At 66.4% G+C, this 12,131-nt stretch carries 10 protein-coding genes and 2 tRNA genes; 10 read left to right on the top strand and 2 right to left on the bottom strand.

Translation table 11 applies throughout. From position 1 onward, the window contains the following. Positions 1–3 precede the first annotated feature (3 nt). From tolA to IEV56_RS02940, 8 genes are all read left to right on the top strand, one after another. Positions 4–873 (top strand): cell envelope integrity protein TolA, encoded by an 870-nt coding sequence (gene tolA, locus IEV56_RS02975; RefSeq protein ID WP_188447563.1) that lies wholly within the window; start codon positions 4–6, stop codon positions 871–873. After that, positions 870–2,177, top strand: a complete 1,308-nt coding sequence (gene tolB / locus IEV56_RS02970; protein ID WP_188447561.1) for a Tol-Pal system beta propeller repeat protein TolB — start codon at positions 870–872, stop codon at positions 2,175–2,177. The genes tolA and tolB overlap by 4 nt, the downstream gene beginning before the upstream one ends. 58 nt (positions 2,178–2,235) lie before the next feature. Then, the gene (pal, locus tag IEV56_RS02965) at positions 2,236–2,763 is read left to right on the top strand and encodes a peptidoglycan-associated lipoprotein Pal (RefSeq protein WP_188447559.1); all 528 of its coding nucleotides are present in this window, start codon (positions 2,236–2,238) and stop codon (positions 2,761–2,763) included. A gap of 3 nt (positions 2,764–2,766) precedes the next feature. Continuing rightward, positions 2,767–3,537: a tol-pal system protein YbgF gene (gene ybgF / locus IEV56_RS02960; RefSeq protein ID WP_188447557.1), complete on the top strand. Its 771-nt coding sequence runs from the start codon at positions 2,767–2,769 to the stop codon at positions 3,535–3,537. Continuing rightward, positions 3,527–4,189 (top strand): 7-carboxy-7-deazaguanine synthase QueE, encoded by a 663-nt coding sequence (gene queE, locus IEV56_RS02955; protein WP_229730147.1) that lies wholly within the window; start codon positions 3,527–3,529, stop codon positions 4,187–4,189. Before ybgF ends, queE begins: the two co-directional genes overlap by 11 nt. Continuing rightward, positions 4,186–4,857 carry a 7-cyano-7-deazaguanine synthase QueC gene (gene queC, locus IEV56_RS02950; RefSeq protein WP_188447555.1) on the top strand — a complete coding sequence of 224 codons (672 nt, stop codon included), beginning with the start codon at positions 4,186–4,188 and terminating at the stop codon, positions 4,855–4,857. Before queE ends, queC begins: the two co-directional genes overlap by 4 nt. 33 nt (positions 4,858–4,890) lie before the next feature. Beyond that, positions 4,891–4,966, top strand: a tRNA-Lys gene (locus tag IEV56_RS02945). A 15-nt stretch (positions 4,967–4,981) separates the two neighbouring features. Further along, a tRNA-Lys gene (locus IEV56_RS02940) sits at positions 4,982–5,057 on the top strand. An 85-nt stretch (positions 5,058–5,142) separates the two neighbouring features. Here IEV56_RS02940 and IEV56_RS02935 read toward each other — a convergent pair. Then, positions 5,143–5,610 (bottom strand): Dps family protein, encoded by a 468-nt coding sequence (locus IEV56_RS02935; RefSeq protein WP_188447553.1) that lies wholly within the window; start codon positions 5,608–5,610, stop codon positions 5,143–5,145. A gap of 142 nt (positions 5,611–5,752) precedes the next feature. Here IEV56_RS02935 and IEV56_RS02930 point away from each other — a divergent pair, with 142 nt between their 5' ends. Together IEV56_RS02930 and hrpA are read left to right on the top strand one after the other, a co-directional pair. Continuing rightward, positions 5,753–7,699 carry an alpha/beta hydrolase family protein gene (locus tag IEV56_RS02930; RefSeq protein WP_188447552.1) on the top strand — a complete coding sequence of 649 codons (1,947 nt, stop codon included), beginning with the start codon at positions 5,753–5,755 and terminating at the stop codon, positions 7,697–7,699. Positions 7,700–7,757: 58 nt separating this feature from the next. Then, the gene (gene hrpA / locus IEV56_RS02925; protein WP_188447549.1) at positions 7,758–11,663 is read left to right on the top strand and encodes an ATP-dependent RNA helicase HrpA; all 3,906 of its coding nucleotides are present in this window, start codon (positions 7,758–7,760) and stop codon (positions 11,661–11,663) included. On the opposite strand, the gene IEV56_RS02920 is transcribed toward hrpA, so the two are convergent. Then, complete coding sequence (locus IEV56_RS02920) at positions 11,656–12,117, bottom strand: hypothetical protein (RefSeq protein ID WP_188447548.1); 462 nt, start codon at positions 12,115–12,117, stop codon at positions 11,656–11,658. The genes hrpA and IEV56_RS02920 overlap by 8 nt on opposite strands. Positions 12,118–12,131: the final 14 nt, after the last annotated feature.

Below are 12,131 nucleotides of genomic sequence, written 5' to 3'. Positions count from 1 at the left end.
GCGATGGCGAAGGCACCGCGGTTAAATTGGCAGGCGTTGCTGTTCACCGTCGCGCTGCATGCCGGTTTCATCGGTCTGGTCTGGCTGGCATCGGTCTGGGTGTTGCCCTCGAACGAGCAGGCCGCGTCCGGCGAGCCGGTGCAGGCCAGCCTGAGCTTCAGTGCCGAGGACCTGGCGCGCGTCCGCAAGGCCGTCGCCGAGGCCGCGGCCGAACGTCCGCAGCCGAAACCCGAACCGCGCCCGCAGACCAGCCTGGAGCCCCTGCAGGAGACCGCCCAGGATTGGGTCGACCAGCCGGACGATACCGTGCAGGAGCAGGTCGAGCGCAACGCCGCGCTGTCGAGCGAGGCCCTGCGCGAACAGGAACGCAAGCGCAAGCAGGGCCAGGTCGAGCTCACCGAAGACGTCAAGAAGGCCGAGGCCGAGGAAAACCGCCAACGCCTGATCCGTCAGCAGCTGGCGCAGGTGCAGAAGGAACGCGCCCGCTTGCAGGCCGAGATCGAGGCCAAGAAGCTCGACGCCCTGGCCGGCGCCAAGACGCCCGCGCCGGTCGCCAAGCCGGCGCCCGCCGGGCAGGCAGGCACCTCGGCGACCGGCACCGCCAAATACCTGGCCGCGATCAACGCCACCGCGCGCGCGAACTGGAATACGGTGCAGATTCCGCAGCAGACCCGCTGCCAGGTCGAATTCACCCAGATCCGCGGCGGCGAAGTGATCGATGTCGCGTTCCTGGCCTGCCCGCTGGACGCGCAGGGCCGCGAGTCGATCGAGCGCGCGCTGTACAAGTCGCCGATGCCGTACGCTGGCTTCGAGGCGGTGTTTCAGCGTAAAGTAACGCTGACGTTCTGTTATCCCGATGAGGTGTGCCGATGAAAAAATTCCTGCTGGGTTGCCTTCTGGGGCTGGCGCAGCCGCTGTCGGCCGGCGCGCAGTCGCTCGACGCCGGCGTGGTGGTCGGCAACGAGGCCGCACTCTCGATCGCCATCGTGCCGATGCCCTACCAGGGCGGCAAGACGCAGCCGGAGCATGACGTCGCCAAGATCGTCCGCGACGACCTGAACCGTTCCGGCCAGTTCCGTTCGCTGGAGGAGGCGCGCGTCATCGAGCGCCCGGTGCGCGGCGCCGACGTGCGCTTCGCCGAGTGGAAGAAGCTCAAGCAGGATTTCCTTGTGGTCGGCCGCGTGCTCGACGGCGCCGACGGTAACTACAGCATCCAGTACGAACTGATTGACGTCGCCAAGCAGCAGTCGCTGCTGTCGCTGGCCATGCCGGCGCGCGCCAAGGGCCTGCGCCGCGCGGCGCACCAGATCGCCGACCAGATCTACGAGAAGATACTGGGCGTGCGCGGCGCATTCGACACCCGCATCGCCTACGTGACCGCCAGCGGCTTGGGGCAGGGTATCGAATACCGGCTGATGGTGGCCGATTCCGACGGCTACAACCCGCAGACCCTGGTGCGTTCGCGCGAGCCGCTGCTGTCGCCGGCCTGGAGTCCGGACGGCAAGCGCATCGCCTACGTCAGCTTCCAGAAGGGCAGCTCGGCGGTCTATATCGTCGAGCTGGCCACCGGCGCCGGCGCCACCGAGCCGGTATCGGCCGCCAAGGGCATCAACGGCGCGCCGGCGTTCTCGCCGGACGGCAGCAAGCTGGCGCTGACCCTGTCGAAGTCCGGCAATCCCGAAATCTACGTGATGGACATCGCCAGCCGTTCGCTGCGCCAGCTCACCAACCACTACGGCATCGACACCGAGGCGGTCTGGATGCCGGACGGCCAGTCGCTGCTGTTCACCTCCGACCGCGCCGGCAAGCCGCAGATCTACCAGGTGCCCGCCGCCGGCGGCGATGCGCGCCGGATCAGCTTCAGCGGCGAATACAACGCCCGCGCCACGGTATCCTATGACGGCAAGAAGATCGCCATGGCCCAGGGCGGCGGCAACGTCTACCGCATCGCGCTGCTCGACCGCAGCTTCGGCGGCAACGGCCGCTGGCAGACCCTGTCGCCCGGCAATCTGGACGAGTCGCCCAGCTTCGCGCCGAACGCCAGCATGATCCTGTACGCCACCAAGGAGGGCCGCCGCGGCGTGCTGTACGCGGTCTCCGTCGACGGCCGCGTGCGCCAGCGCCTGGTGCTGTCCGAAGGCGACGTGCGCGAGCCGGCCTGGTCGCCGTACCGATGACCCGCCCACCGCAACCGAATTCCACCAACCCCGCCCCCGCCAACCCCGAGGTGTTTCCATGAGCAAGCAACTGAAAACCGCCATCCTGCTGCTGGCCGTCCTGAGCGTCACCGCCTGCAACAAGAAAGTGAAGGAAGAGAACGTCGTCGATCCGAACGCCGGCAAACAGCAGGAAGAACAAATCGACCAAGGCAACGCCATCGCCGAAGAAGGCGCGTTCACCCCGGCCGACCTGGACACCAACGCCTGCCTGCGTCAGCGCGTGATCTACTTCGATTTCGACCAGGACCTGCTGAAGCCGGAATTCCAGGCCACCATCGCCTGCCATGCCAAGTACCTGCGTGACCGCCCGGGCGCCCAAATGCGTCTGGAAGGCCATGCCGATGAACGCGGCACCCGTGAATACAACATCGGCCTGGGCGAGCGCCGCGGCAACGCCGTGTCGGCCGCCTTCAGCGCCAACGGCGCCGATACCGTGCGCATCGTCGTGGTCAGCGCCGGCGAAGAACGCCCGGTCTGCCTGGACAGCGAAGAGAGCTGCTGGTCGCAGAACCGCCGCGTCGAAATCAGCTACGCGGTGAAATAAGCGATGACCGCGTCCCGTCTGGGTGCCTGTCTGCTGCTGCTTGCGTCGGCCCTGCCGGCGCAGGCGCAGCGCGCCACGCTGGCCGATCGGGTCAGTGCGCTGGAAAAACAGGCCGCCGGCCAGGTGCAGGGCAGCAGCCAGGCCAATATCGAGCTGCTGAACCGGACCACGCAGATGCAGGACGAAATCCGCGCCCTGCGCGCCGAAGTCGAGACCCTGCAGAACGAGCTGGAACAGGCGCGGCAGCGCAATCGCGAACAGTACATCGATCTGGAGTCGCGGGTCAGCGCGCTGGAGTCGGGCGGGGTGGCGGTCAAGCCGTCCGCCGCCACGCCGGCGGCGGCCACGGTACCGGCCGTCGCGCCCAAACCGGCCTCGGCGCCGGGCGGTGAGGAGTCCGCCGCCTACCAGGCCGCGTATGCCCGCCTGATCAAGCAAGGCGATGCCGCCGGCGCCATCGGCGGCTTCCAGTCCTTCCTGCAGGCCTACCCGGACAGCGCCTTGGCGCCGAACGCCTGGTATTGGCTGGGCGAGAGCTATTACATCAGCAAGGAGTACGGGCTGGCGCTGAAGAGTTTCGGCATCCTGGGCGAGCGCTTCGGCGATTCCGGCAAGGCGCCGGACGCCAAGCTCAAGGCCGCGTATTGCCTGATCGAACTCAAGCAGCTGGAGCAGGGCCGCAAGGCGCTGGAGCAGGTCATCGTCCTGTATCCGCAGCATCCGGTGGCGGAAATGGCGCGCAGCCGCCTGCGTGGGCTCAGCCTTGGCCAGTGATGCCGCGGCGACGGAGCGCCTGAAGCTGAGCGAGATCTTCCTCTCGCTGCAGGGCGAGGCGCGCAGCGCCGGCCTGCCCACCGTATTCGTGCGCCTGACCGGGTGCCCGCTGCGCTGTACCTACTGCGATACCGCCTACGCCTTCTACGGCGGCGAGTGGTCCGACATCGACGCCATCCTCGAGCGGGTGCGCGGCTTCGGCGTCAAGGACGTGTGCGTGACCGGCGGCGAGCCCTTGGCGCAGAAGCGCTGCGTGCAGCTGTTGGACCGTCTGGTCGATGCCGGCTACCGGGTGTCGCTGGAGACCTCCGGCGCCCTCGACATTTCGCCGGTCGATACGCGGGTCTCGCGCGTGCTCGACATCAAGACCCCGGATTCGGGCGAATCCGGCCGCAACCTGTGGTCCAACATCGAACACCTGACGCCGCACGACCAGATCAAGTTCGTGATCTGCTCGCGCGCCGATTACGACTGGGCCAAAACGCAGCTGGACGCGCACGGCCTGCCGGGGCGCTGCGAAGTGCTGTTCTCGCCGAGTTACGGCCAGGTCGCGCCGCGCGAGTTGGCCGATTGGATCGTGGCCGACCGCCTGCCGGTGCGTTTCCAGATGCAATTGCACAAACAGCTGTGGGGCGAGGAGCAGGGACGATGAAGCGCGCGGTGGTGCTGGTTTCAGGCGGTATGGATTCGGCGGTGACCTTGGCCATCGCCCGTGCCGAAGGCTATGAATGCTACGCGCTCAGCGTCAATTACGGGCAGCGCCACGAGTCCGAGCTGCGGGCGGCCGACGCAGTCTGCGCCATGCTCGGCGCCGCCGCGCACAAGGAGGTGCGGGTCGACCTGCGCGCTTTCGGCGGTTCGGCGCTCACCGCCGACATCGACGTGCCGGAATCGCCGAGCGCCGGCGTGCCGATCACCTACGTGCCGGCACGCAACACCATCATGCTGTCCGTGGCCCTGTCCTGGGCCGAGGTGCTGGGCGCCGATGCCGTGTTCTGCGGCGTCAACGCGGTCGACTATTCCGGCTACCCGGACTGCCGGCCGGCCTACATCCAGGCTTTCGAGGCCATGGCCAACCTGGCCACCCAGGCCGCCATCGAGGGCCGGCGGATGCACATCCGGACCCCGATCATCGCCATGAGCAAGGCCGACATCGTCCGCGAAGGCGTGCGCCTGGGGGTCGATTTCTCGCGCACGGTGTCCTGCTATCAGGCCGACGCCGAGGGCCGGGCCTGCGGCCGTTGCGACGCCTGTCGCCTGCGGGCCGAGGGTTTCCGGGCCGCCGGGGTGGCGGATAGCACCCGCTATCTGGCACGCTGAAATCTTTTTCGGTATAATGGCCGTCCGTTCGTCGGGTCGTTAGCTCAGTCGGTAGAGCAGAAGACTTTTAATCTTTTGGTCGTAGGTTCGAATCCTACACGACCCACCACGAACCCCCGCTTGCGGGCCGTTAGCTCAGCTGGTAGAGCAGAAGACTCTTAATCTTTTGGTCGTAGGTTCGAATCCTACACGGCCCACCAACGCAAAACAGGCACTTATCTCCGCGATAAGTGCCTTTTTTGTGCCGGATGAAAAATTAAGCGGGAAATCCGGCCGATTCCGCGGCTACTGCAGCAGCGCGCGCAGCATCCAGGCCGTCTTCTCGTGCGCCTGCATGCGCGTGGTGGCCAGGTCGGCGCTGGGTTGGTCGCCGGCTTTCTCGGCCCGTTTGAACGCTTCGCGCGCGGTCCGCGCACAGGTTTCGTGGCCCTGCACCAGCTGCGTCACCATACCCTTCCAGTCCGGTACGCCGGTCTCTTCAGGGATGCTGGACAGTTTGGCGTACTGGGCGCCCGAACCGGGCGCGAAATGGTCGAGGGCGCGGATGCGTTCGGCGATCTCGTCCAGCGACAGCCAGAGCTCGTTGTACTGGGCCATGAACATGGTGTGCAGGGTGTTGAACATCGTGCCGGTCACGTTCCAGTGGAAATTGTGGGTCTTCAGGTACAGGGTGTAGGTATCCGCCAGCAGGTGCGAAAGCCCTTGCGCGATGTGTTTGCGGTCCTTGGCGGCGATGCCGATGTCGATTTTCATGGGTGCCTCCGTGGGCTCATGCGGGAACCGTTCCAGTGTAGGTCCACGGTGGCGGTTTGTGAAGGCGGCGCGCCCGGCCATTGCTTGTCTTCATGCGCCATGCCCGCTAAAGTAGGCCTACGAAGACATCTGGGGATTTTGCATGTTCGTCCGTTCCATCGTCGCCGGCGCGCTCGCCGGCCTGTTCGCCTTGTCCGCCACCGCGCCGGCATTCGCCGCCGATCCGATTCCGGTCGAGGATTTCTGGAAGCGCTCGAGCTTCCGCCAGGTCAAGATCTCGCCCGACGGCCGGTATCTGGCCGCCACCGTGCCGCTGGAGAATCTGACCGCCCTGGTGGTGATGGACCTGCAGAGCAAGAAAATCACCGGTTCGTTCAAGCCGCAGGAAAAAGCGCATATCCAGGACTTCTATTGGGTGTCGCCCGAGCGCCTGCTGTTCCGTTCCAGTGTGCGTGAGGGCCGTTTCGCCGCACCGTCGCTGATTCCAGCCTACTACGCGATGAACGCCGACGGCAGCAAGGTCGGTACGGCGTACGGCGACGGCCGCAATCCGTTCCTGCTCGATACCCTCAAGAATGACGATAAATTCGTGCTGGTGCAGTTCCGCTCCAAGGAGGGTCTGCAGACCTACGGCAAGATGAACGTCGAGAACGGCACCATCGTCGACACCTTCAAGAAGCCGCCGACCGAGGCCCCGGGCCAGTACGTCACCGACAACGCCGCGGCGGTCCGCCTGTACGTGACCGCCAAGTCCTACAAGGACGCCAAGGTCTACGGCCGCGCGAGCGAAAAGGACAGCTGGACGGTCATCCACGACCTGAAGGCCAGCGAGCAGGAATTCGATTTCCTCGGTTTCTCCTCCGACAACACGCTGGCGTATTTCACCCTCAGCGAGAAAAGCGGTCCGGGCGCGGTCTACGCGCATGACTTCAAGACCGGGCAGAAGCGCCTTGTCTCGCGCGACGACAACGTCGATCCGCTCGAGGTCCTGAGTTCGCCGGTCGACGATAGCGTGTATGCGGTGCGCTACCTTGACGGGTTCCCGCGCTACGATTTCATCGACAAGAACAATCCTGCCGCGCGCGAGTTGATTAAACTGCAGGCCTCCTTTCCGGACGTGGACGTGTATCCGGTCTCCGCCACCCATGACGGCGCCAAGACCATTTATGTGGTCGAGTCCGATACCATCCCGGGCGAGTATTATCTGTACGACAGCAAGACCCAGAAGGCCGAGCACCTGCTGTCCCGCGGCGCATGGCTGGACGAGAAGAAGATGGCCTTGATGGAGCCGATGAAGTTCAAGGCCCGTGACGGTCTGGACATCGAAGTGTTCGTCACCGTGCCGCGCGGCAGCAGCGGCAAGAACCTGCCGCTGATCGTCAATCCGCACGGCGGCCCGTTCGGCCCGTACGACTCCTGGGGCTTCAACCCCGAAGTGCAGATGCTGGCCAACCGCGGTTACGCCGTGATGCAGGTGAACTTCCGCGGTTCCGGCAACTATGGCAAGGAGTTCAAGGAAAAGGGCTACCGCCAGTGGGGCAAGGCCATGCAGGACGACCTGACCGACGCCACCCGTTGGGCCATCGCGCAGGGAATCGCCGACCCGGACCGTATCTGCATCTACGGCGCGAGCTATGGTGCCTATGCCGCGTTGATGGGCGCCGCCAAGGAGCCGAGCCTGTACCGTTGCGCCGTCGGCAACGTCGGCACTTATGACCTGCCGCTGCAGCTCAGCTATTCGACCGCAGGCGGCGGTGGCATGAACCCGCTGAAGACCTTCTTCGGCGATGTGGCCCAGGATGACGTGGCGCAGTATTCGCCGGCGCGTCTGGCGTCCAGCATCCGTATTCCGGTCATGCTGGCCGCCGGCGAGAAGGACTTCACCTGTCCGCCCGAACAGAGCAAGATCATGTACGCTGCATTGCAAAAGGTCGGTACACCGGTCGAGCTGAAGATCTACGAAGGCGAAGGCCACGGCAACGTGCTGAAGGAGAACCAGATCGATTTCGCCAACCGCCTGTTGGCCTTCTTCGAGAAGAACCTCAAGCCCGGAACGGTCAGCGCCAGCGGACTGCAGCCGGTCCGTTGATCCATGAAACGGCGCCGGAAGGCGCCGTTTTCATATGCGGCTCCGGTAAAATGGCCGGATGTCCGATTTCCCCGAGACCCTGAGCCGCGACCAGGGCCGCCTGCGGCGCCTGCAGGCGGCCTGCCGGCGCAACCCGGCCGACGCCAAGGCCCAGGCGGCGTTCGCGCGCGCACTGGCAGACAGCCACGCCGCCTTCGCGGCGCGCGCCGCCGCACGGCCCGAGGCGCGGGTGGACGACGGCCTGCCGGTGGGCCGTTACGCCGATGAACTGCGCGAACTGATTGCGCGCCACCAAGTGGTGGTGGTGGCCGGCGAGACCGGTTCCGGCAAGACCACGCAGCTGCCGAAGATCTGCCTGGCGGCCGGCCGCGGCGTGGCCGGCATGATCGGCTGCACCCAGCCGCGCCGCATCGCCGCGCGCGCGGTGGCCAAGCGCGTGGCCGACGAGCTCGGCACGTCGCTCGGCGCCGCGGTCGGCTTCCAGGTGCGCTTCAACGAGCAGGTCGGCGACAACACCTATCTGAAATTCATGACCGACGGCATCCTGCTGGCCGAGATCCAGAGCGATCCCTGGCTGTCGCGCTACGACACGCTGATCGTCGACGAGGCGCACGAGCGCAGCCTCAACATCGATTTCCTGCTCGGCTTCCTGAAGGGGCTGTTGGCCAAGCGCCGCGACCTCAAGCTGATTGTGACCTCGGCCACCATCGACACCGCGCGCTTCGCCCGCCATTTCGGCGACGCGCCGGTGCTGGCGGTGGAGGGGCGCAGCTATCCGGTCGAGGTGCGTTACCGCGACTTCCAGGAAACCGCCGCCGTCCGCGGCAAGCCGCGTGCGGAGCGGCTGGAGCGCGCCGAGGACCTGACCCTGTCCGAGAAGATCGTGCGCACGGTGGATGAAATCACCGGCGAGGACGGCTTGGGCGACATTCTGGTGTTCCTGCCCGGCGAGCGCGAGATCCGCGAGGCGCATCTGGCGCTGGAGAAACGCAAGTACCGCGCCACCGAGGTGCTGCCGTTGTATGCGCGGCTGTCGATCAAGGACCAGGACCGCGTGTTCCAGCCCGGTCCGGGCCGCCGCATCGTGTTGGCCACCAACGTCGCGGAAACCTCGCTGACCGTGCCGCGCATCAAGTACGTGATCGATCCCGGCCTGGCGCGCATCAAGCGTTATTCGCCGCGCCAGAAGATGGACCGGCTGCAGATCGAGCCGATCTCCCAGGCCAGCGCCGACCAGCGCAAGGGCCGCTGCGGCCGGGTCTCGGCCGGCATCTGTTACCGGCTGTACGCCGAGTCCGATTTCGCCCAGCGCACGCCGTACACCGATCCGGAAATCAAGCGGGCGTCCCTGGCCGGCGTCATCCTGCGCATGCTCAGCCTGAAGCTCGGCGCGCTGGAGCGCTTCCCGTTCATCGACATGCCCGATCCGCGCGCGATCAACGACGGCTGGCAGACCCTGTCCGAGCTCGGCGCCATCGACCGCCACCGCGAACTGAGCGCCGTCGGACGGCAGATGGCGCGTCTGCCGGTCGACGTCAAGCTGGCGCGCATGCTGGTCGCCGCCGACACCCATGGCGTGCTGCACGAGATGACGGTGATCGCCGCGTTCATGGGCATCCAGGACCCGCGCGAGCGCCCGGCCGACGCCAAGGAAGCGGCCGACAACGCGCACCGGCAGTTCGCCGACGCGTCTTCCGAATTCCTCGGCGTGGTCAACCTGTGGCGCGCCTACCGGCAGGCGCACGAGGACATGAGCCAAAGCCAGCTGCGCAAATGGTGCGAGCGGAATTTCCTCTCATACCTGCGCATGCGCGAGTGGCGCGAACTGCATCGGCAGCTGCTGGTGACCTGCCAGGAGCTGCGCTGGAACCTGCCGTCCTGGTCCGAGGTCGAGGCGCGCATCGCCGCCGGCCAGATCGATCCACGCCAGCAGGCCGCGCACTACCGGCAGATTCATCGCGCGCTGCTGGCCGGGTTGCCGACGCAGATCGGCCACCGCAACGAGAAAGGCCTGTTCGATGCGCCGCGCCAGCGCCGGTTCGCGGTTTTCCCGGCCTCACCCTTGGCCAAGCAGCCGCCGAACTGGTGCCTGGTCGGCAATCTGCTCGACACCCAGAAGGTCTGGGGTCTGATGGCGGCCAAGATCGATCCGGAATGGGTCATCGAGGAATGCACGCACCTGCTCAGCCGCACGTATCACGACCCGCATTGGTCGCGGCGCCAAGGGCGGGTGATCGGTTATTGCCAGATCAGCCTGCTGGGCCTGTTGCTGGCGGCCAAGAAACCGGTGCACTACGGCACGCTGTTCCCGGAGGAATCGCATGCGATCTTCATCCGCCAGGCGCTGTTGACCGGCGAGATCGACAGCCGCGCCGGTTTCATCGCGCGCAACCGGCAGGTGCTGGAGAAGGCGCTCGAGGAGGAGTCCAAGCAGCGCCGCAGCGGCTTGGTGGCCGACGAGGATTGGCAGGCGCGCTGGTATCTCGACCGCATTCCCGCCGAGATCTGTTCGGCCGACGCGCTCGACAAGTGGTACCGCGGACTGCCGGAGGCCAAGAAGCGCGCCCTGCTTTGGCGTCTTGAGGACCTGATGCAGGCCGAGGCCAGCGACGGCGCGCGCTTCCCGGACTTCTTCGCGCTCGGCAACAATCGGCTCGCGCTGCATTACCGGTTCAGTCCCGGCGAAGCCGACGACGGCGTGACCTTGGACGTGCCGATCCATCTGCTGAACGCGCTGGACCCCGCGCGGCTGAGCTGGCTGGTGCCGGGGCTGGTCGAAGACCGCGCCGCGGCGCTGATCCGCGGTCTGCCCAAGACCTTGCGCCGCAATTACGTGCCGGCGCCGGATTTCGCGCGCGCGTTCCAGCAGGCGCATCCGCAGATGGATGCCGACAGCTTGGAGGGCGCTTTGGCGCGCTTCCTGACCCGCAGTACCGGCGCGCCGGTGACCGCGTTGGATTTTCAGCCGGAACAGCTGGAGCCGCACTTGCACATGAACCTGCGGCTGGCCGATCGGCAGGGGAATGTGTTGGCGCAGTCGCGTGATCTGGCCGAGCTCAAGGCGCGCTTCGCCGAAGCCGCCGAGCGCGCGTTCTCCGAGCAGGCCGGACAGTGGTTCAGTCAGGAGGCCTTGGCGCGCTTCCCCGAACAGCCGATTCCGCGCACCTTGGATACCGCCGAAGGCCTGACCGCCTATCCGGCCTTGGTGTTGTCCGATGGCGCGATCCGCTTGCAGGCCCTCGCCACGGCCGAGGAAGCCGACGCGCAGCATGCCGTCGCGGTGCGGCATTTCCTGCTCGCGGCCTTGGCCGACAAACGCAAGAGCGCCGCCAAGCAATTGCCGGTCGACGCCAAGCTGGGCATGGTGTACGCCACCATCGAGTCGGCCGAGAAGCTACGCAGCGACTGCGTGCAGGCGGCCTGCAACGAATTGCTGGCGCGGGATCTGGCCGGCATCCGCGATCCGGCCGCGTTCGAGGGTCTGCAGCGGCAGATCGGCCAACAGCTGTTCGCGCGCAGCATGGCGGTGCTGAGTCTGCTGGAAGAGTGCCTGAAGTGGGTGGTCAAGCTGCGCGGCAGCATGAGTCCGCCGCTGATGGGCTGGGCCAGCGGCAACTTGGCCGACATCAAGGCGCGTCTGCAGCGCCTGGTGTTTCCCGGCTTCCTGGCGGCCACGCCGGCACCGATGTTGGCGCAGCTGCCGCGTTACCTGAAAGCCTTGGCGCTGCGTCAGGAACGGGCCCTGCAGGATCCGGCCAAGGACCAGACGCGCATGCTGTCGGTCAAGGCCTTCAACGACGCGTCCGCGGCGCTGATGGACGCCGGCCGCGATACCGAATCCGACGTCGCCCGCTTCCGGCAGGACGTGGAGGAACTGAACGTGCTGGTGTTCGCGCAGGAGTTGGCGCTGAAGGGCGCGGTGTCCGAGAAGCGCCTCGCCAAGCAGCTGGCCGCGCTTATTTGACGCGCTTGACCTTGATCCAGCTGTTGTAGCCCTCGACCTGCAGCTTCCAGCCCGAGAAGTTGCTGTGCACGATGCGTACTTTGGGGTCGGTCAGCTTGCTGGTGTACAGCGCGCCGGCTTCGGCCTGGGTCCAGACTTGGCCGTTGGCCAGGTTGAATTCGGTGTAGCCGCGCCAGCCGCGGAATTCGCCGATCACGTTGCTGTTGATGTCGCTGGTGTCTTCTTTCTTCTCGACTTCGACCGTGCGTTCGACCACTTTCTCGACCACCACGGTCTTCTCGCCGCTGAACCAGGCATCGAGCTGTTTCAGCTCGGCCTCGCTGAGCTTGTGCAGGCCGGCCGCGCGGAACTGTTCGGCGCTCATGCGGTCTTTGATGGAGCCGCCCTCGGCCGATTGCGCGTCGGCTTGCCAAGAGGCCAGCGCCAGAACGGAAAACAGCAGAAAATGTCTCATATCGACCCCGGTTT

This window comes from Arenimonas maotaiensis (assembly GCF_014638745.1).
Lineage (GTDB): Bacteria > Pseudomonadota > Gammaproteobacteria > Xanthomonadales > Xanthomonadaceae > Arenimonas > Arenimonas maotaiensis.
This window is presented reverse-complemented; position numbering and strand designations above follow the sequence as displayed.

Bases quoted from the DNA above. Each gene is read 5' to 3' on its own strand.
- tolA (WP_188447563.1), top strand. From the start codon at position 4: ATGGCGAAGGCACCGCGGTTAAATTGGCAGGCGTTGCTGTTCACCGTC.
- tolB (WP_188447561.1), top strand. From the start codon at position 870: ATGAAAAAATTCCTGCTGGGTTGCCTTCTGGGGCTGGCGCAGCCGCTG.
- pal (WP_188447559.1), top strand. From the start codon at position 2,236: ATGAGCAAGCAACTGAAAACCGCCATCCTGCTGCTGGCCGTCCTGAGC.
- ybgF (WP_188447557.1), top strand. From the start codon at position 2,767: ATGACCGCGTCCCGTCTGGGTGCCTGTCTGCTGCTGCTTGCGTCGGCC.
- queC (WP_188447555.1), top strand. From the start codon at position 4,186: ATGAAGCGCGCGGTGGTGCTGGTTTCAGGCGGTATGGATTCGGCGGTG.
- IEV56_RS02935 (WP_188447553.1), bottom strand. From the start codon at position 5,610: ATGAAAATCGACATCGGCATCGCCGCCAAGGACCGCAAACACATCGCG.
- IEV56_RS02930 (WP_188447552.1), top strand. From the start codon at position 5,753: ATGTTCGTCCGTTCCATCGTCGCCGGCGCGCTCGCCGGCCTGTTCGCC.
- hrpA (WP_188447549.1), top strand. From the start codon at position 7,758: ATGTCCGATTTCCCCGAGACCCTGAGCCGCGACCAGGGCCGCCTGCGG.
- IEV56_RS02920 (WP_188447548.1), bottom strand. From the start codon at position 12,117: ATGAGACATTTTCTGCTGTTTTCCGTTCTGGCGCTGGCCTCTTGGCAA.